Origin of the sequence: Herbidospora mongoliensis, from assembly GCF_001570545.1 — a bacterium.
GTDB classification, from domain to species: domain Bacteria; phylum Actinomycetota; class Actinomycetes; order Streptosporangiales; family Streptosporangiaceae; genus Herbidospora; species Herbidospora mongoliensis.
The window spans coordinates 109,899-128,917 of the sequence record NZ_BBXD01000012.1 but is presented as its reverse complement, the minus strand read 5'-3'; the positions used below and the strand labels follow the sequence as shown (position 1 = coordinate 128,917).

Here is a 19,019-nt window from a genome sequence, read left to right as displayed (position 1 = left end):
TTTATTCCCGGCTAGAGTGCCCCGGAAGAGGTGATCACCGTGTCCGGTCCGGCTGAACTGCTGCGCGACTTCGTCAACACCTACGACGTCGAGACCGATACCGACGACCTCACGTCCGACCACGCGTTGTCCGACTGGCTGAAGAGCCACGGCCTCGAACCCGCCGAAGACGATCTCGCACTGGCGAGAGACCTGCGCGAAGGTCTGAGGGCGAGTCTGCGGCACAACCACGACGCGGTGACGTACACGACCCCTGAACCTCTGGAGACGGCGCTGGCCGCTATCCCGCTGCGCGTCACCATCGACGGCGGGATGCCCAGGCTCGTGCCGGCGGGCGACACGCCACATCGCGGTCTCGCGGGACTCGTCGCGATGATCGCTGCGGCGCACGCCGACGGCACGTGGCCACGCCTTAAGGTGTGCGTCGAGAGCACCTGCCAGGTGGCCTTCATCGACGCGTCGAAGAACCGCTCGCGCGCGTGGTGCTCGATGCGCGTGTGTGGAAATCGCACGAAAACTCGGACATATAGGGCACGGCGTCAGGCTGAAGGTCCGGAGATGCCCGCCTGACCAGTACGGTGTCATTGGCACAGAAAGGAGCCGGCTAAATGGGTGTCAGACCTGCCCGTCTCGAAGATGTCGACGCGGTGACGAGCACCCAGATCAGGGCGTGGAAGCACGGTTACCGCGACTTCCTGCCCCCCGGCCCGCTGCAGCAGATGACCGGCCCCGCCGCCGAGAAGATGTGGCGGCGTCAGTGGGACGAGGCGATCATGTCGCCTCCCTCCCCTCGGCACCGGGTTCTCGTCGCCGTGGAACGTGTCGTTCCCGACACCGAAGAATGGCGCGCGCTCGGTCCGGGCGGCGTGCTCGCGGCGCTGCCGACGGCCAACGAGCGGGCCAGCGACCGGGTCGTCGGGCTCGCCTCCCACGGCCCCGCGGAAGACCCTGATCTGCACCCCGGCTTCACCGCCGAACTGCTCACGCTACTGGTCGACCCCAATCACATCCGGCGCGGTCACGGCAGCCGGCTGCTCAACGCGACCGTCGACCACCTGCGCGACGACAACTACTCCTCGGTGGTGACCTGGGTGTTCGCGGAGAACTACGCGATGCTCGGGTTCCTCGAGTCGGCCGGCTGGGGCGAAGACATGGCCGAGCGGGTGCTCGACATGGGCCGCCCGATCCGGATGGTCCGCATGACCACGGACATCTCACGCTCGTGACCACCCCCGCTCAATGGGTCGCCGGCGCGCGCCCCCGCACTCTCCCCGCCGCGGTCGTCCCGGTCGCGGCCGGCACCGGCGTCGCCATCGGTGACGGATCCTTCGTCTGGTGGGCCGCCCTGGCCGCCCTCTTCGTGGCGCTGGTCCTCCAGGTGGGCGTCAACTACGCCAACGACTACAGCGACGGCGTGCGCGGCACCGACGACGGCCGCGTCGGACCGATGCGCCTGGTCGGCTCGAAGGCGGCCACCCCCAAGGCGGTCCTCACCGCGGCGCTCGGCTGTTTCGCCGCCGCCGCAGTGGTCGGGCTGGCGCTCGTGGTGGCGACCTCGGCCTGGTGGATGCTCGCGTTCGGCGCGCTGTCGATCCTGGCGGCCTGGTTCTACACGGGCGGTTCGCGGCCCTACGGCTACCGCGCGCTCGGCGAGTTGTCGGTGTTCTTCTTCTTCGGCCTGGTCGCCGTCATCGGCACGGCCTATGTGCAGACCGGGTGGTCGTGGCTGTCGGTGTGGGTGGCCGTCCCGGTCGGCCTGCTGGCCATGGCGCTGCTCGTGGTGAACAACCTGCGCGACATCCAGACCGACGAACCCGCCGGGAAACGCACCCTCGCGGTGGTCCTCGGCGACCGCAGGACCCGGGTCCTCTACGCGGCCTGCCTGCTGGTCCCGTTCGCGTGTGTGCTGCCGCTGCTGTTCGTCCGCCCGTTCGCGGCGCTGGGGCTGCTGGCGCTCCCGCTGGCCGTGCCGCCGGTCCGCGAGGTCTTGGGCGGCCTCCAGGGGCGCGCGCTCATCGCCACCCTTCAGCAGACCGGCCGGCTGCAAATCGCTTTCGGCGTGTTGTTCGCAGTGGGCCTTGCACTCGCGTAAATCCATTATTGGGCACGCATAATCAGGTATTGCTCGACAGGTTAAGCCGGCTCCGCGATAGTGGAGACAATTCCCTTAACCTGAGAGAAGAGTATGCCTCAACTGACATTCGCTCAGAAGGCCGTGATCGTCGATCACGATCGCATCCTGTTGGTGCGGAAATCGGCCGCCGACCCGCACAATCCCGGTCTGTGGGAACTGCCCGGCGGGCGCCTCAAGACCGTCCTGGAACCGCTCGACGACCAGATCACCCGTGAGGTGAGAGAGGAGACGGGCTTCCACGTCGTGCCGAAGCCCACCATCGTCGACATGTGGGACTGGCAGATGATGGTCGGGCGGGCGTCCGTGCGCGTCATCGCGGTCTCGCGGCTCTGCAACGTCATGGGGGAGCCTGGGAAGCCCCATCGCGCGCCGGGCGACTTCCTCGACGAACTGGCCTGGTACCCGTTCGACCAGTTGCCGAGACTGGCCGTCATAAAGTCCCAGCGCCCCACTATGGAGCGTCTTCCCGATTTCATCCTGGCCCTTTCGGGATGAGGCCGCCGAGGTGGCGCCGCCCGCAATGGTCATCGTCTCCGGATTCACCGCTGCAGGTAAAACCACGCATTCCAGACTCCTAGCCGAAATGCTGGAATGGAAATACCTCGGAATGTCGGCGATCAGAAGGCAAATATTGCCCGAGTCGGGTTCGGTGGCCGAGGAATGGCTGCCGGAGGGCGACCGGCTACGGGCGGCCGACACCGACGTCGACCGGGAGATGGACCGGCTCATGGGCAGCGCCATCGCGACCACCGATTCGCCTGTGGTGGTCGATGCCTGGTTGCAGCCCTGGTTGTGCGCGCATCCGGGGGCCGTCCGGGTCTGGCTGGAGTCCAGTTTCCCCTCCCGGGTGGCCAAGGCCCAGGTCAGCCGAATACGTTCGGGAGCGCGCGCGTCCCCACTGACGCGCCGGGAGATCGCGGCGAAGGACGCGTTCTCGGTGCGGCACTTCCGCCGGGTCCACGGGGTGCGGTTCGGGCCCGATCCGGGGCTGTTCGACCTGATCGTCGATAACTCCACCTTCATCTCCCGCCCTACGGTCGAGAGCAGCGACCAGGGCATCGCCGGGTTCGGCCCGGTCCTCTACGAACTGGTCACGGGGCTGCTGCATGATCGCTGACTGCTTCCTGTGCCGGTCGGCCGCAGGGGCGGACGACATCCCCTGGACCGACCGGCCCTTGTGGCTCGACCCACGCTGCGGGGTGGTGCTGCCCGGAATGGGTGGCCTGTCGCCCGGCTATCTGTTATTAGCGCCTATTCGACATGTGCACAGTTTGCGAACCGCTGTCGCCAGTGACCGAAGTGAACGCGACTTCCGCGAGTTCGTGGCTGAGGTTCTCGATTTTCTGGTACGTCGCCACGGAGACCTTACCTATTGGGAACATGGCGGACCTTCGACCGAAAACACGCTGCCAAGGTCGGCCTGCATCGAGCACGCCCACCTGCACATCGTGCCAGGCTTCCACGATCTGCCCAGGCCACCGGCCTGTCGAACGTTTCCCGACCTGGCCTCGGCTTTGTCCGACGGCCAAATGGACGGAGCTCCATACCTGTTATTGGGCCACCACAAAGGACCATGTCATGTCGGTCAGGACATCGGTAGAAGTCAGTACTACCGCCGCGAGTGGGCCAAAATACTAGGGAAGCCAGATCATTGGGACTACCTGGTCACGGAAGACGGCACAAACACCATGCGAACCATCAATTCATTCTTTTCATCCACATGGTGATGCAAATCACCCGGGATGGGCTCATCGCGGGCATGGCCGCCATAGAGGGCGAATTCCGCGACCTCCTCAAGACCGGCAAGCAGGCGGTCGGCCTCCTGCCCGGAGACTATGCCGCCGGGCAGTTCCTCAACCCCGACAGCATGAACCAGCGTGGGCTTTACGGCACCTCCGCCGCCCTCCTGGCCCTCTCCAGAGCCAACCCGGACGACGACAGGAACGAGCACATCACCGGCATCCTCCGCTACCTCGGCCATCGTGAGAAGGCCGAGCGGCGGCTGGTCCGAGGTCCCGGTGAGAAGGCGGCGCTGCAGGCACGGTTGGTAGCCGAGGTGCGGACCGCCTTCAAGTGCGCCGACCTGCTCTACGCCCTGTCGGCGGCCCCTCTGGCAGACGGCAGAGATCGGCTGAGCCGAAAGCTGGTCGAGCGCATCGAGATCGCCCGCAACCCGTCGGGGGGCTGGCCGGGCGATCTCGCCAGACAGAACGTCGACCAGGTGGCCACGGCCGCGGTGGTGCGCGCCCGGAACGCCGCCGGCCTGCACACGGATCCGAAGGACGTCGCACTGATCCGCGAAGTGGCCACGGACCCGGACTCAGATCTGCCTGTACGAGTGCTGAGCCTGCTCGTTTTGCTTGAACTGCCTGGGACCGTTCCCGGCGCGGACGATCTCCTCACCGAGTTCCTGACCCAGCTCGACCCCTCCGTGCGGGCCGAGTCCTTCCATGAGTTCCCGCTGGTCAATCACCATGAGGAGGTCGGTGTCCCGTGGCAGCTCTACCTGCTCTGTTGTGCGGCGCGGCACAACCCCGCCCTGCTCACCTCAGACCATAGACTGCAGTCGCTGCTGAGAGACATCCTTGAGGCGCTGAAGACCAAAGAGGGCTATGTCTACTCCTACCGACAGCCGAGGAAACGCTCCACCCGGACGTACGGCATCCTCATGGACACCTTGTGGCAGGTGCAGAGTGCGCTCGCCGGCGTTCCGCTGCCGCAGCCGCCCGCGCTGCGGCGGGGGCCCCGGCTGCGCAACTGGGTGCAGGCTCTCTCCTGGACCGGGCTGACCGCCGCCGCCGGGCTCGCGGGGCTCTCGCTCTGGGGATGGGCCCAAGGCGAGGAGGGCCCGTTGGGTTCGGTCGGCGGGAACGTTGCAGCCACCGCCTTGCTGGCGTTTCTCGGCTTCCTCGTCCGTCGTGTCTGGGGGCGCTGACTACTCTGCCGCCGCGTCGGCGACGGCCTCCCAGCGCATCCGCCCCGGGATCACCCCGCGCACCCCACCCTCCGGATGCGGAGTGTCACCCGGCCGCCTCGGGATGAGGTGCACATGTGCGTGCGGCACGGTCTGCCCAGCCGACGTTCCGCAGTTGACCCCGATGTTGAACCCCTCGATGGCCGAGTCTCCGCGCCGGAGTTGCTCGCGGAGGTCCCGCAGCAGCCGGTGGACATCGGCCACCTCCCGCCCGGTCAGCTCGAAGATGTCGGCGACGTGGCGAACCGGGGTGATCATGGTGTGCCCCTCGGTCACCGGGAAGGCGTCCGGGATGACCGCGACGCTGCCGTGGCAGGTTGCGACACCACCGGCGATGAGATCGCAGAAGGGGCAGTTCATGACTTTCCTGTACCCAGGAAAAGCGCTCACAGGTCGAGCAGCGCGTCCAGACCGACGGTCAGCCCAGCAGGCAGATCGCGCACCCGGCGGACCCCCAGCAGCACGCCAGGCGTGAACGAGGCCCGGTTCATGGTGTCGTGGCGGATCGTCAGGATCTCGCCGTCGCCGCCCAGGATGACCTCCTGGTGGGCGATCAGCCCGGCCAGCCGCACCGCGTGCACATGAACCCCGTCGACGTTCGCCCCCCGCGCCCCGGGAAGCTCCTGCGAGGTCGCATCCGGCATAGGACCGAGCCCGGCCTCGGCGCGGGCGGCGGCCACCAGTTCGGCAGTCCGTCGGGCGGTGCCCGAAGGGGCGTCGGCCTTGTTCGGGTGGTGGAGTTCCATGATCTCGACGGACTCGAAGAAGCGGGCCGCCTGCTGGGCGAAGTGCATCATCAGCACCGCCGCGATGCCGAAGTTCGGCGCGATCAGCGCGTTGGTGCCGGGGTTGGCGGCCAGGAGGGCCCGGACCTCGTCGAGCCGGGTGGGGTCGAAGCCGGTCGTGCCGACGACCGGGTGGACGCCGCGTTCGATGCACCACCGGAGGTTGCCCATCACCACGTCGGGGTGGGTGAAGTCGACCACCACGTCGGCGGTCGCGATCGGGTCGAGGGCGTCGTCCTTGTCGACGGCGCCCACGAGCTCCAGGTCTTCGGCCGCGTGGACGGCCTTGCACACTTCCACCCCGACGCGGCCGCGCGCGCCCAGCACACCTACTTTGATCACGTGCTCAGGCTAGCGCGGCCCTCAGGTCAGCTCACCGCCGCGGTGAAGTCCTTGCCCTCGAACGGGCCGATCACGGCCAGGGTGAGGGGGCGGGTCAGCACGTCGGACGCGATCTCGGTGATTTGGTCGGCCGTGACGGCGTCGATGCGCTCCAGGACCTCGTCGACGGACATCAGCCGGTCGTAGACGAGCTCGCTCTTGCCGATTCTCGACATGCGGGAGCCGGTGTCCTCCAGGCCCAGCACGAGGCCGCCGCGCATCTGGCCCTTGCCGCGGACGATCTCCTCCTCGGTGAAGCCGTCGGAGACCACGCGGGCGATCTCGTCGCGGCAGATCTTGAGGACGTCGTCGATCTTGGCGGGCAGGCAGCCGACGTACACCCCGAACTGGCCGGTGTCGGCGTACTGCGAGGTGTAGCTGTAGGCGCTGTAGGCCAGGCCGCGCTTCTCCCGGATCTCCTGGAACAGGCGCGATGACATGCCGCCGCCCAGCGCCGCGTTCAGGACCCCGAGGGCGAACCTGCGTTCGTCGGTACGGCTCACGCCGGTGGTGCCCAGCACGAGGTTGGCCTGCTCGGTCGGCCGGTCGACGACCTTCACGCCCTGGTGGGCGGGTAGCCCGACGCCGCCCACGCGGGGCGGGATCGGCGCGGCGTCGCCGCCCAGGGCCCCGGCGCGCTCGTAGGCGCGGGCGACCAGTTCCACCACGTGTTCGTGGGACACGTTGCCCGCGACCGAGATCACGGTGTGGGTGGGCAGGTAGAAGCGCTGGTAGTACTCGTGGATGCGGTCACGCGTGAGGGCGTTGATCGTGTCCTCGTTGCCGAGGATCGGGCGCCCGATCGGCGTGTCGCCGTAGAGCTCCTCGGAGAACGCCTCGTGGACCACGTCGGAGGGGTCGTCGTCGTGCATGGCGATCTCCTCCAGGATCACGCCGCGCTCCGACTCGACGTCGTCAGGCGTGATCAGGGACGAGGTGACCACGTCGGCCAGCACGTCGATCGCCAGCGGCAGATCCTCGTCGAGGACCCGCGCGTAGTAGCAGGTGTACTCCTTGGCGGTGAACGCGTTGATCTCGCCGCCGATGCCCTCGATCGACGCGGAGATCTCCATCGCGTCGCGCGTGGGAGTGCCCTTGAACAGCAGGTGTTCGAGGAAGTGGGTGGCGCCGGTGTGCTCGGGGTCCTCGTCACGTGAGCCGATGCCGACCCACGCGCCGACCGCGACGGAGCGCACGGTCGGCATCGTCTCGGTCACCACGCGGAGCCCACCGGGCAGGACGGTGCGGCGGATGACGCCCGCACCGTCCTTTCCGGGGAACAGCGTTGTCGTTATCACGAGTTGCGGTCGTCCCGTCCGGAACGGCTGCGGGTGCGGCGGCGGCGGGGCTCGTCGTCGTCGCCACGGGCGTCGTCGGACGAATCGGCCGCGGCGGCCGCCGGCTCGGGCTCACCGGACTCGACGCGGGCGGCCTTGTCGGCCGCTTCCTTCTCCACGACCTCGACCGGAACCAGGGACAGCTTGCCACGCGAGTCGATCTCGGCGATCTCCACCTGGACCTTCTCGCCGACGCCCATCACGTCTTCCACGTTCTCGATGCGCTTGCCGCCGTGCAGCTTGCGGATCTGGGAGACGTGGAGGAGACCGTCCTTGCCGGGCATCAGGCTGACGAAGGCACCGAAGGCGGCGATCTTGACGACCGTGCCCAGGTAGCGCTCGCCGACCTCCGGCATGTGCGGGTTGGCGATGGCGTTGATCGCGCTCCGGGCCGCCTCGGCCGAGGGGCCGTCGGTGGCGCCGATGTAGATCGTGCCGTCGTCCTCGATGGTGATCTCGGCGCCCGTGTCGTCCTGGATCTGGTTGATCATCTTGCCCTTCGGGCCGATGACTTCGCCGATCTTGTCTACGGGGACCTTGATCGTGATGATGCGCGGCGCGGTCGGGTTCATCTCCGCCGGAGAGTCGATCGCCTCCTGCATCACGTCGAGGATGGCCAGGCGGGCGCCACGCGCCTGCTTGAGCGCGGCGGCCAGGACCGACGCGGGAATGCCGTCGAGCTTGGTGTCGAGCTGCAGGGCGGTGATGACGTCCTTGGTGCCGGCGACCTTGAAGTCCATGTCGCCCATGGCGTCTTCGGCGCCCAGGATGTCGGTCAGGGTGACGAACGTGTCGCCCTCACCGATCAGGCCCATCGCGATGCCGGCCACCATCTCGCGCAGCGGCACACCGGCGTCGAGCAGCGCCATCGTGGACGCGCAGACCGAGCCCATCGAGGTCGACCCGTTGGAGCTGAGGGCCTCGGAGACCTGGCGGATGGCGTAGGGGAACTCCTCGCGGCTCGGGAGAACCGGGAGGAGCGCCCGCTCGGCCAGCGCGCCGTGACCGATCTCGCGGCGCTTGGGCGAGCCCACGCGGCCGGTCTCACCGGTCGAGTAGGGCGGGAAGTTGTAGTTGTGCATGTAGCGCTTGGTGCGCTCGGGGTTGAGCGTGTCGATCATCTGCTCCATGCGGAGCATGTTCAGCGTGGTGATGCCCAGGATCTGGGTCTCGCCGCGCTCGAACAGGGCCGAGCCGTGGACACGGGGCACGACGTGGACCTCGGCGCTGAGCTGCCGGATGTCCTTCGGGCCGCGGCCGTCGATGCGGATGCCCTCGCTGATGACGCGCTCGCGCATGAGCTTCTTGGTCAGGCTGCGGTAGGCGGCCGACAGTTCCTTCTCGCGGCCCTCGAAGGTGGCCAGCAGCTTCTCGCCGACCAGGCCCTTGACCCGGTCGATCTCGGTCTCGCGCTCCTGCTTGCCCGCGATGGTGAGGGCGGCGGCCAGCTCGGAGCGCACGGCGCCCTCGACGGCCTGCAGGGCGTCTTCCTGGTAGTCGAGGAAGAGCGGGAACTCGCGGGTCTCCTTGGCGGCGACCCGGGCGATCTGCGACTGCGCCTCGCACAGGACCTTGATGAACGGCTTGGCCGCGTCGAGACCCTGGGCGATGGTCTCCTCGGTGGGAGCCACGGCGCCCTCGGCGACCAGCTTCAGCGTGTCACGCGTCGACTCGGCCTCGACCATCATGATCGCGACATCGCCGTCGGCGAGCACGCGACCGGCCACGACCATGTCGAAGGTCGCGCCCTCGAGCTCGGTGTGGGTCGGGAACGCCACCCACTGGCCGCTGATCAGCGCGACCCGGACGCCGCCGATGGGGCCCGAGAAGGGCAGCCCGGCGAGCTGGGTCGAGAGGCTGGCGGCGTTGATCGCGACGACGTCGTAGAGGTGCTCCGGCTGGAGCGCCAGCACGGTGGCGACGACCTGGATCTCGTTGCGCAGACCCTTGACGAACGACGGACGCAGCGGCCGGTCGATCAGTCGGCAGGTCAGGACCGCGTCTTCGGACGGACGGCCCTCACGGCGGAAGAACGAGCCGGGAATGCGGCCCGCGGCGTACATGCGCTCCTCGACGTCGACCGTCAGCGGGAAGAAGTCGAGGTTTTCCTTGGGGTTCTTCGAGGCGGTGGTCGCCGAAAGAATCATCGTCTCGTCGTCGAGATAGACGACGGCGGATCCTGCCGCCTGCTGCGCGAGACGACCGGTCTCAAACCGGATCGTACGCGTGCCGAAGGAGCCGTTATCGATAACGGCTTCTGAGCTGTGGACACCCTCCACGGGGGACCTCCTTGGTCGGGTCGGTCACCCCACGTCCTTCTGGTGTTTCGCCGGCTCCCCGGAGGTGCGGCGCCGGTCTTCGATCGAAGCGCCCGGTCGCGTCGACCGGGGGCCACTACCGAGGACCGGCCCTCTTTTTCCGCGGGATGGACGCGGGGCACTGGGTTCACGGGTGTGGTTCTTTATTCGGTTGTCATTACATGGAAGGGAGCGGCGAAGCCCTCGCCGCCCCCTTCAGGCGCGTTATCGGCGCAGACCCAGCCGCTCGATCAGCGTGCGGTAGCGGGTGATGTCCTTCGCCTGCAGGTACTTGAGCAGACGGCGACGGCGGCCGACGAGCAGCAGCAGGCCGCGACGGCTGTGGTGGTCGTGCTTGTGGGTCTTGAGGTGCTCGGTCAGGTCGCTGATGCGCTTGCTCAGCAGAGCGATCTGCACCTCGGGGGACCCGGTGTCGCCCTCGGTCGCGCCGTATTCAACGACGATGGCCTTGGTCGTGGCGGTGTCGAGCGACACTGCTTCTCCTTTGTTCCATGGGCACGCGCAAAATGGTTCCAAATCCCGCGAACGACCGTGCGTGCCTACAGTCGCCGTGACGAGAAGCCGGTGATTGCTCAGCCGACATTCAAAGGTACCACCGCCCGTTAACCAGCCGAGACGGTCAGTCGCCGGGCCTCGTCGACGTCGGCGCGCATCTGTTCGATCAGAGCCTCGACCGAGTCGAATTTCAGGGTGTCGCGCAGCCGAAACAGAAAGTCGACCCCTACATGGAGGCCGTAGAGATCGAGATCGTCGCGGTCGAGGGCGTAGGCCTCGACGGTCCGGGTGACGCCCTCGAAGGTGGGGTTGGTACCGATGGAGATCGCGGCGGGCCAGCGCTCGGCGGGCGACTCGAGCCAGCCGGCGTAGACGCCGTCGGCCGGGATGGCCGTGTGGGGCGCCGACTCGACGTTGGCCGTCGGGAACCCGAGGGCCCGGCCGCGCTGGTGACCACGGACCACCACGCCCTCGACCCGGTGGAGGCGGCCCAGCTCGTCGGCTGCGGCCGCGACGTCGCCGTCGATCAGGTGCTGGCGGATCAGCGAGGACGTGATGTCCTCAAGGCTGCTCACCAGAGGCACGCCGACGGCGACGAAGTCGTACTTCTCGCCCAGTTCGCGCAGGGTGGCCAGGTTGCCGGCGGCCTTGTGGCCGAACCGGAAGTTCTCCCCCACCACGACCCCGGCGGCGTGCAGCCGGTCGACCAGGGCGATCTGCACGAACTCCTCGGGCGAGGTGCGCGAGAACTCCAGCGTGAACGGCAGGATCAGGACAGCGTCGACCCCGAGGGCGCCGAGCAGCTCGATGCGCCGATGGGGGGTGGACAGCTGCGACGGGTGGCTGCCGGGCCGCACCACCTCGTCGGGGTGCGGGTCGAAGGTCACCGCGACCGAGGCGACCCCGAGCTCCCGGGCGAGATCGACGGCCTGGCGCACCAGCGTCTGGTGACCCCGGTGAACGCCGTCGAACACCCCGATCGTGACAACGGACCGGCCCCAGTCCGAAGGCACGTCGTCAAGTCCGAGCCAGCCGCGCACGTCGACCCCCAACAGGCGATAAGCGAAGTAGCCCTAAGCGTCCCACACACGTCAGGACGCGAAGACGGCGAGGGCTCCACCCAACCGGACCGCGGGCCGGAAGCATCTCCAAGAGTGTGAAGCCACCGACCCGGGAGACCCATGAGCCCTGACGAGGAATACACCGCCTACGTGACTGGCCGGTTGTCCTGGTTACGGAAGATCGCCTATCCGCTGTGCCAGGACTGGCACCGCGCCGATGACCTGGTGCAGACGGCGATAACGCGGCTCTACGTCAAATGGCGCCAGGCGCGGGCCGCCGATGATCTCGACGCCTACGTACGGGTGATGCTGATCCGGGTCTTCCTCGCCGAACAGCGAGGGGGCTGGTTCTCCCGGGTACGCCTGACGTCCGCGATATCCCACCAGGTCCCGGTCGAATCCGGCGACCGGGACCTGGCGATGGACGTCAACCGAGCCCTCGCCGCCGTCCCTCCGCGCCAGCGCGCCACCCTCGTGCTCCGCTTCCACTGCGACCTGAGCGTGGAACAGACCGCCCAGGCGCTCGGCTGCTCCACCGGAACCGTCAAGAGCCAGACCTCCGACGGTCTCGCCACCCTGCGTTCGATGCTCGACACGCCGAAGTCCCGTCTCGCACCCACGGAGGACCGCTGATGGACGCCAAGCAGATGTTCGGCTCGCTGGCCACGCAAGAGCAGCCGCCCACCACGGTGGACGTGAACCGGGCCATGGCGGCGGGACGTGCCGTGCGCGGACGTCGCCGGGCCGCCGTCGCCGGGACCACAGCCGTGATCACGGCCGTCGTCGCGGCCGGGATGGTCCACCCGTGGGTGCGGAAGGACGACGTCGCCGTATCCGCCACGCCCTCGGTAACCCCTTCCGCCACACCTTCCGCCACGCCGTGGCCCACCTATGAGGGATTCGCGGAGAGGAAGAAGCAGACCCCGCCGAAGGGGAAGATCGCCTATGTGCCGCCGCTGCTGATGTGGGTGAGCGACGCGCCCGTCAAGAACCAGCTCTTCCTGTGCGAGATCGGGCCGAACGGTAGTTCCTGCTCCGGATTCAGGCCCATCCCCGCCAAGGAGTTCGCCCGCACGCAGGGCAAGCTTCGCCGCGTGGACGTCTGGTTCGGGGTGGCCAAGGACGCCGTGCACGCGGTGACGGCTGTCACCAGGGATGGACGGAAGGTTCCCGGCGTCCTCACCCGGGGCGTCAGTCCGGGGATCGGGCTCTGGTCCGTCGAGTATCCCCCGGGAGCCGCCATGCGGAGCCTCGTCTTCACCGGTGCGAAAGGGGAGACCCTGCAGCGGATCGCCCTGTGACCGCCCCTGCCGCGCTCGGCCGGTTGGCGCCGGATACGGCGCCAACCGGGAGCGGCGGGCGGTGCCGGGGTAGGCGGGAGCCGTAACGGAAGAAAAAAGACCCCGTCAGGACACGAAGACGGCGAGCGGCTTGGCCGTCCCGCCCTTCTCCTCGACCAGCGCCAGGAGCTCGCCGCCGGGGGCGAACACCCCGATCGGCCCCTCCCCCAGCCCGGCCGCCGTCAGGCGACCGCCGTGGGAGACCAGCCGCGCCTCGTCCTCGGTGACGTCCCTGCGGGGGAAGGCCTGGGTGACGGCGTCGGCGATGGGCAGGATGACGCAGTCCTTCTGGAGCTGGTCCAGGGTCCGCGCCCGCTCCACCGGATAGGGCCCGACGCGGGTCCGCCGGAGCGCCGTGAGGTGCCCGCCGACCCCCAGACCGGCGCCCAGATCCCTGGCGAGGGAGCGGATGTACGTACCGGAAGAGCAGGTGATGACGGCTTCCACGTCGACGTGTTCGCCCAGGACCACAGAGGTGACCTCGAAGGCGTGGACCGTGATCGGCCGCGCCTGGAGCTCCACCTCTTCGCCCTGCCGGGCCAGCTTGTAGGCCCGCTCACCGTTCACCTTGATCGCGCTGACCTGCGGTGGGACCTGCATGATCAGCCCGGTGAGGGCCTCGATGCCCTTGTGGACGTCTTCCTCGGTGACCTTCGATGCGGAGGTCCGGCCGATCTCCTCGCCCTCGGCGTCGTCGGTGTTCGTGGAGACGCCGAGGCGCATCGTGGCCTCGTAGACCTTCTCGGTCAGCGCCAGGTGGCCCAGCAGGCGGGTCGCCTTCTCGACCCCGACCACCAGCACGCCGGTGGCCATCGGGTCGAGGGTGCCGGCGTGGCCGACCTTGCGGGTGCCGGCGATGCCGCGCATCTTGGCCACGACATCGTGGGAGGTCCAGCCCGAGGGCTTGTCGATGATGATGATTCCGCTCGGGGGCGGGGGGCGTCTGGTCACGCGAGCAGCTCCGTGAGGCGGGCGACGGTCTCTTCGGGGGTCTCGCGGGAGGAGAACCCGGCCGCGCCGGGGTGCCCGCCACCCCCCAGAGCGGTGCAGGCACGGCCCACGTCGACCGTGCCCTTCGATCGGGTCGAGACGTTCCAGGCGCCTTCGTCGTCTTCCTTGAAGACCACGGCCACCTCGGCGTCGTCGACTTTGCGCAGGACGTCGATGACCCCTTCGACCTCGTCGTAGGGCAGGGCGTTGAGGACCCGATCCTGCCGGGTCACGGTCGTCCAGACCAGGCCCGCCCCCTTCACGGCCGACCGGTCGAGTTCGGCCCTGGACAGCGCCGCGCCGAGAACACGCAGGTAGCCGAACGGAGAGCGGTCCCACAGTTCGCGGGCGATGGCGTCGGGGTTGAGGCCCGCGTCGAGCAGCCGCCCGGCCAGGGCGTGCACGGCCGGGGTGGTCGAGCTGTAGCGGAAGGACCCGGTGTCGGTCACCAGCGCGGTGTAGAGGCAGGTCGCGATGGCTCTGTCGACATGGAGCCCCAGGCGCTGGATCAGCTCCTCGGCCAGCACGGCCGTGGCCGCCGCCGACGCGTCGACCAGCGGGACGGTGCCGAACCCGGTGTTGGACGCGTGGTGGTCGAGGACCACCAGATCCCGCGCCCCCTTGGCCGACGGGACGAGCAGGCCGAGCCGCTCGATCGTGGCGGCGTCGAAGGTGATCATCAGGTCCGGCTCGGCAGGGAAGCGCGCGGAGTCGACGAGCAGGTCCTGGCCGGGCAGGAAGCGCAGCAGCCGGGGAACCGCCAGCACGTGGTCGCCGAAAGAGGCGACCACGTGCTTACCGGCCTGCCGCAGGGCCTGCCCGACGGCGAGCATCGAACCGAGGGCGTCGCCGTCGGGGTTGACGTGACAGGCCAGGGCGATCGAGTCGTGCGAACCGATGAGCGCGACCGCGCGCCCCCACTCGGCCTCTGGCGGCAGCGTCACTTCGCGCTACGCCCGGACACCTCATCGGTGTCGTCCTCGAAGGAGTCCTCGTCGAACTCTTCTTCGTCCTTCTTGTACGGGTCGGCGTCGCCCGCGTAGGCGGCACCCTCGGCCTTCTTGGCGATCTCCAGGTCCCGCGCCTTGGCCTCGGCGAGCAGTCCGTCGAGCTGACGGGCGCTGTCGGGGAGGGGGTCGTGGGTGAAGGTCAGGGTGGGCGTGTGCCGAAGCCCGGTCTGCCGGCCGACCTCCGAACGGATGATCCCCTTGGCGCTCTCCAGCGCCGCGGCGGTGTCCTTGCGTTCGGCGTCCGACCCGAAGACGGTGTAGAAAACCGTCGCGGCACTCAGGTCGTTGGTGACCCGGGTGTCGGTGATGGTGACGAACCCCAGTCGCGGATCCTTGATCCGCCGTTCCAGCATCTCGGCGACGATCTGCTGGATTCGGTCCGCCAGCTTCCTGGCTCGCGCGGCGTCCATGGGCGCGCTCCCCCTTCTTCCAGATGTACGGCTGACGCTGCGACCTGGCGGTCTATTCCTCGTCGTTGAACAAACGGTGCCGAGCTGAGAGCAGCTCGATCTCCGGGCGGAAGGCGACGGCCCGCTCGCACGCGTTCAAGACCTCATCGACGTTCCCGGCCGAGCCTGAGACGACGGCGACGCCGATCTCAGCTCTTCGGTGAAGGTCGTGATGACCGGTCTCGGCCACCGCGACCGCGGGGAACCGCCGGCGCAGCTCGGCGATGAGGGGACGGACAACGGACCGTTTCTCCTTCAGCGAGTGAATGTCGCCGAGGATGATGTCCAACGTCAGAGCACCGACATACATGTGATGTTGTGGCGCCAATAGACCCTGGCGCGTGGGTCGTGAGAGTGATGTACCTGATGAGAGAAACCGGTTCCCGGCCCTTCTTCAAGGGCCGGGAACCGGCTGGATCAGCCCTTACGCGCGGGGCTTCTCCCGCATCTCGAACGTCTCGATGACGTCGTCGATCTTGATGTCGCTGTAGCCGACACCGATACCACACTCGAAGCCCTCGCGGACCTCGGTCGCGTCGTCCTTGAACCGGCGCAGCGACGAAACGGTGAGGTTGTCGGCGATGACGACACCATCACGGATGATCCGCGCCTTGCTGTTACGGGTGATGATGCCCGAACGAACCAGCGTGCCGGCGATGTTGCCGATCTTCGGCACCTTGAAGACCTCGCGGACTTCGGCGGTGCCGGTCTGGATCTCCTCGAACTCAGGCTTGAGCATGCCCTTGAGGGCCGCCTCGATCTCCTCGATCGCCTGGTAGATGACCGAGTAGTAGCGGATGTCGACGCCCTCGCGCTCGGCGAGGTCGCGCGCCCGGACTTCCGGCCGCACGTTGAAGCCGATGATGACCGCGTTGTCGTCGGCGATCGCCAGGTTGACGTCGTACTCCGTGATCGCACCGACGGCGCGGTGCAGCACGCGGAGGTTGACCTCCTCGCCCACATCGATCTTGAGCAGCGCGTCTTCCAGTGCTTCCACCGAACCGGACACGTCGCCCTTGATGATGAGCTTGAGCTCGTCGATCTTGCCCTTCTCGTAGTCGCTGAACAGCTCCTCGAGCGTACGGCGGCGACCGGCCTTGGCCATCTCCGCGATGCGCTGACGAGCCGCCCGCTCCTGGGCGATCTGGCGGGCCATCCGGTCGTCGGAGACGACCAGGAAGTTGTCACCCGCACGGGGCACGGCCGTGAGGCCGAGCACTCGCACCGGACGCGACGGGTCGGCCACTTCGACCGGCTGCATGTTGTCGTCGAGCATCGCCCGGACGCGGCCGAAGGCCTCGCCACAGACGATCGACTCGCCGACCCGCAGGGTGCCGCGCTGAACCAGCACGGTCGCCACGGGGCCACGGCCCTTGTCGAGGTGGGCTTCGATCGCCAGGCCCTGGGCGTCCATGTCGGGGTTGGCACGAAGGTCGAGCTCCGCGTCAGCCGTCAGCAGGATCGCCTCGAGCAGGCTGTCGATGCCGACGCCCTGCTTGGCCGAGATGTCGACGAACATGGTCGAGCCACCGAACTCCTCGGCCACCAGGCCGTATTCGGTGAGCTGGGCACGGACCTTGGTCGGGTCTGCGCCCTCCTTGTCGATCTTGTTCACCGCGACCACGATCGGCACCGCGGCGGCCTGGGCGTGGTTGAGCGCCTCGATCGTCTGCGGCTTCACACCGTCGTCGGCCGCGACCACCAGCACCGCGATGTCGGTGGCCTGCGCACCACGGGCTCGCATGGCGGTGAACGCCTCGTGACCCGGGGTGTCGATGAAGGTGATCTTGCGATCCTGGCCTTCGTGCTCGGTGTGGACCTGGTAGGCACCGATGTGCTGGGTGATGCCACCGGCCTCACGCGCCACCACGTTGGTGTTGCGGATGGCGTCGAGGAGCTTGGTCTTACCGTGGTCGACGTGACCCATGACGGTCACGACCGGCGGACGCGGCGCGAGGTCTGCCTCGTCGCCCTCGTCTTCACCGAACTCGATCTTGAAGGACTCGAGCAGCTCACGGTCCTCCTCCTCGGGGGAGACGACCTGGACGACGTAGTCCAGTTCGGCGCCGAGGAGCTGCAACGTCTCCTCGTTCACCGACTGGGTCGCGGTCACCATCTCACCGAGGTGGAGCATGATCTGGACCAGCGCCGCCGGGTTCGCACCGATGCGGTCGGCGAAGTCGGACAGCGAGGCGCCGCGGGGCAGACGGATCGTCTGACCGCCACCACGGGGAGCCTGCACGCCGCCGATCGCCGGGGCCGACATGTTGTCGAACTCCTGGCGCCTCTGACGCTTGGACTTGCGGCCACGCGTAGGACGGCCACCGGGACGCCCGAAGGCACCCGCCGTGCCGCCGCCACGACCACGGCCACCGGGACCGGGACGGCCGCCGAAGCCACCGCCACCACCACCGGGACCGCCGCCACCGGGACGACCGCCGCCACCGCCACCGGCCGCACCGGCGCGCGGAGCGAAACCGCCACCGCCACCGGGACGACCGCCGCCACCACCGCCGCCACCCGGACGGCCACCGCCGCCGCCCCCACCGGGACGACCGCCGCCACCACCGGGACCACGGCCACCGCCGCCACCGCCGGGACCGCCACCGGGACCGGCGGGCCGGCCCTGCGGCATCATCGACGGGTTGGGCCGGGGACCACCCGGACGAGGTCCACCGGCACCCGCCGGCGGACGAGGACCGCCCGCACCGGGAGCGCCACCAGGACGCGCACCGCCGGGACCCGGACGAGGACCGCCGGCGCCGGCGGGACCCGGACGGGGACCGCCACCACCGGGACGCGGGCCGCTGCCCTCACGGCGCGGCTCGCGGGGCCCGCGATCGCCACGGTCCTCACGAGGACCACGGTCGGGACGGTCGCCACGGTGTTCGCCGGCCCGCTCGGGACGGTCACCGGCGGGCCGGTCACCACGGTCGGGACGGTCGCCAGGGCCACCCGGACGGGCGGGCCGCTGGCCCATGCCACTGGCGTTGGAAGAGAACGGGTTGTTGCCCGGACGCGGGCCACGCGGACCCGGCTTGGGCGAGTTGGCCCCACCGCCGCCGCCACCCGGACGCGGCGAACCGCCGCCACCGGCCGCGGGGCCGGCAGCCGGACGCTGCGCGGGAGCGGGCCGGGGACCCGGCTTGGGGCCGGGACGCGGGCCGGGACCCGAAGGAGCCGTCGCGGGCCCGCTGGGCGCGGGCGGAACGGCAGGAGCCGCAGGCGGGTTGGCCGCAGCCGCAGCCGGACGGGGCGCGTCAGGACGCGGAGCCGGAGCGGGCGGAGTCGCCGGGCGCGGAGTCGGCTCGCTCTGGGGAGCGGGCTGCTGCGGCGCCGGATGCGGCATGGGAACCGGTCGCGGCGCGGGCCGCGGGCCGGGCTTGGGAATCGGCCGGTTGCCGAATTCCGTGGGTGAGACAGGCGCGGACGCGCCATTGCCGGCCTGGTCGTTGCCGACCGGCCGGGGTGCCGGCCGTGGGGCCGGACGAGGGGCTTTGCCCCCCTTGGAGTCGCCCTTACCGAACGCCTCCGTCAGTTTGCGGACAACCGGTGCCTCAATCGTTGAGGATGCCGATCGAACGAACTCGCCCATTTCGGTGAGCTTGGCCATCACGACCTTGCTCTCTACCCCGAACTCCTTGGCGAGCTCGTAAACCCGGACCTTCGCCACTGCACTCCCTAACTCGGCCCGGGAGGCTGTGCCGCCGGACCGTCGCTACCTGGACGTACTCATTGCCGCGTG

At 69.0% G+C, this 19,019-nt stretch carries 20 protein-coding genes; 9 read left to right on the top strand and 11 right to left on the bottom strand.

The window, feature by feature from the left end:
- Nucleotides 1-30: 30 nt before the first annotated feature.
- From AW272_RS15475 to AW272_RS15450, 7 genes are all read left to right on the top strand, one after another.
- On the top strand, nucleotides 31-570 hold the full coding sequence (locus AW272_RS15475) for a CGNR zinc finger domain-containing protein (protein WP_245657559.1): 540 nt from the start codon (nucleotides 31-33) through the stop codon (nucleotides 568-570).
- A gap of 38 nt (nucleotides 571-608) precedes the next feature.
- Nucleotides 609-1,226 (top strand): GNAT family N-acetyltransferase, encoded by a 618-nt coding sequence (locus AW272_RS15470; protein ID WP_066364995.1) that lies wholly within the window; start codon nucleotides 609-611, stop codon nucleotides 1,224-1,226.
- Nucleotides 1,223-2,092: a 1,4-dihydroxy-2-naphthoate polyprenyltransferase gene (locus AW272_RS15465; RefSeq protein ID WP_066364992.1), complete on the top strand. Its 870-nt coding sequence runs from the start codon at nucleotides 1,223-1,225 to the stop codon at nucleotides 2,090-2,092. The genes AW272_RS15470 and AW272_RS15465 overlap by 4 nt, the downstream gene beginning before the upstream one ends.
- 93 nt (nucleotides 2,093-2,185) lie before the next feature.
- Nucleotides 2,186-2,629: an NUDIX domain-containing protein gene (locus AW272_RS15460; RefSeq protein WP_066364989.1), complete on the top strand. Its 444-nt coding sequence runs from the start codon at nucleotides 2,186-2,188 to the stop codon at nucleotides 2,627-2,629.
- An 88-nt stretch (nucleotides 2,630-2,717) separates the two neighbouring features.
- Nucleotides 2,718-3,251 (top strand): nucleoside/nucleotide kinase family protein, encoded by a 534-nt coding sequence (locus tag AW272_RS15455; RefSeq protein ID WP_157518576.1) that lies wholly within the window; start codon nucleotides 2,718-2,720, stop codon nucleotides 3,249-3,251.
- Nucleotides 3,241-3,861, top strand: coding sequence for an HIT family protein (locus AW272_RS42050; RefSeq protein WP_157518575.1), 621 nt, complete (start codon nucleotides 3,241-3,243; stop codon nucleotides 3,859-3,861). The genes AW272_RS15455 and AW272_RS42050 overlap by 11 nt, the downstream gene beginning before the upstream one ends.
- Nucleotides 3,861-5,069 carry a hypothetical protein gene (locus AW272_RS15450; RefSeq protein ID WP_157518574.1) on the top strand — a complete coding sequence of 403 codons (1,209 nt, stop codon included), beginning with the start codon at nucleotides 3,861-3,863 and terminating at the stop codon, nucleotides 5,067-5,069. Before AW272_RS42050 ends, AW272_RS15450 begins: the two co-directional genes overlap by 1 nt.
- Here the strand turns inward: AW272_RS15450 and AW272_RS15445 are convergent, their stop codons facing one another.
- The 6 genes from AW272_RS15445 to AW272_RS15420 form a co-directional block, all read right to left on the bottom strand.
- Nucleotides 5,070-5,468 carry an HIT family protein gene (locus AW272_RS15445; RefSeq protein WP_066364981.1) on the bottom strand — a complete coding sequence of 133 codons (399 nt, stop codon included), beginning with the start codon at nucleotides 5,466-5,468 and terminating at the stop codon, nucleotides 5,070-5,072.
- A gap of 26 nt (nucleotides 5,469-5,494) precedes the next feature.
- Entirely contained in the window at nucleotides 5,495-6,235 is a 741-nt protein-coding gene (gene dapB, locus AW272_RS15440) for a 4-hydroxy-tetrahydrodipicolinate reductase (RefSeq protein WP_066364978.1), read from the bottom strand.
- Between the two features lie 26 nt (nucleotides 6,236-6,261).
- Entirely contained in the window at nucleotides 6,262-7,569 is a 1,308-nt protein-coding gene (locus AW272_RS15435) for a M16 family metallopeptidase (protein WP_066365859.1), read from the bottom strand.
- Nucleotides 7,569-9,890 (bottom strand): polyribonucleotide nucleotidyltransferase, encoded by a 2,322-nt coding sequence (locus AW272_RS15430; RefSeq protein ID WP_066364977.1) that lies wholly within the window; start codon nucleotides 9,888-9,890, stop codon nucleotides 7,569-7,571. Before AW272_RS15430 ends, AW272_RS15435 begins: the two co-directional genes overlap by 1 nt.
- Before the next feature lie 243 nt (nucleotides 9,891-10,133).
- Nucleotides 10,134-10,403 carry a 30S ribosomal protein S15 gene (gene rpsO / locus AW272_RS15425; protein WP_066364974.1) on the bottom strand — a complete coding sequence of 90 codons (270 nt, stop codon included), beginning with the start codon at nucleotides 10,401-10,403 and terminating at the stop codon, nucleotides 10,134-10,136.
- 128 nt (nucleotides 10,404-10,531) lie between these two features.
- On the bottom strand, nucleotides 10,532-11,464 hold the full coding sequence (locus tag AW272_RS15420) for a bifunctional riboflavin kinase/FAD synthetase (RefSeq protein ID WP_066365857.1): 933 nt from the start codon (nucleotides 11,462-11,464) through the stop codon (nucleotides 10,532-10,534).
- A gap of 141 nt (nucleotides 11,465-11,605) precedes the next feature.
- Between AW272_RS15420 and AW272_RS15415 the strand changes: the two genes are divergently transcribed.
- Complete coding sequence (locus tag AW272_RS15415) at nucleotides 11,606-12,118, top strand: SigE family RNA polymerase sigma factor (protein ID WP_066364971.1); 513 nt, start codon at nucleotides 11,606-11,608, stop codon at nucleotides 12,116-12,118.
- On the top strand, nucleotides 12,118-12,786 hold the full coding sequence (locus tag AW272_RS15410; protein WP_066364968.1) for a hypothetical protein: 669 nt from the start codon (nucleotides 12,118-12,120) through the stop codon (nucleotides 12,784-12,786). The genes AW272_RS15415 and AW272_RS15410 overlap by 1 nt, the downstream gene beginning before the upstream one ends.
- Nucleotides 12,787-12,891: 105 nt before the next feature.
- Here the strand turns inward: AW272_RS15410 and truB are convergent, their stop codons facing one another.
- The 5 genes from truB to infB all read right to left on the bottom strand — a co-directional run bounded on the left by truB (nucleotide 12,892) and on the right by infB (nucleotide 18,887).
- Nucleotides 12,892-13,776, bottom strand: a complete 885-nt coding sequence (gene truB, locus AW272_RS15405; protein WP_066364966.1) for a tRNA pseudouridine(55) synthase TruB — start codon at nucleotides 13,774-13,776, stop codon at nucleotides 12,892-12,894.
- Nucleotides 13,773-14,759 carry a DHH family phosphoesterase gene (locus AW272_RS15400; RefSeq protein ID WP_066364962.1) on the bottom strand — a complete coding sequence of 329 codons (987 nt, stop codon included), beginning with the start codon at nucleotides 14,757-14,759 and terminating at the stop codon, nucleotides 13,773-13,775. The genes truB and AW272_RS15400 overlap by 4 nt, the downstream gene beginning before the upstream one ends.
- Nucleotides 14,756-15,235 (bottom strand): 30S ribosome-binding factor RbfA, encoded by a 480-nt coding sequence (rbfA, locus tag AW272_RS15395; protein ID WP_066364960.1) that lies wholly within the window; start codon nucleotides 15,233-15,235, stop codon nucleotides 14,756-14,758. The genes AW272_RS15400 and rbfA overlap by 4 nt, the downstream gene beginning before the upstream one ends.
- 52 nt (nucleotides 15,236-15,287) lie before the next feature.
- A complete protein-coding gene (locus AW272_RS15390) occupies nucleotides 15,288-15,584 on the bottom strand; it encodes a DUF503 domain-containing protein (protein WP_066364957.1) in 297 nt (98 codons plus the stop codon).
- Between the two features lie 114 nt (nucleotides 15,585-15,698).
- Nucleotides 15,699-18,887, bottom strand: a complete 3,189-nt coding sequence (gene infB, locus AW272_RS40605; RefSeq protein WP_439649149.1) for a translation initiation factor IF-2 — start codon at nucleotides 18,885-18,887, stop codon at nucleotides 15,699-15,701.
- Nucleotides 18,888-19,019 lie beyond the last annotated feature (132 nt).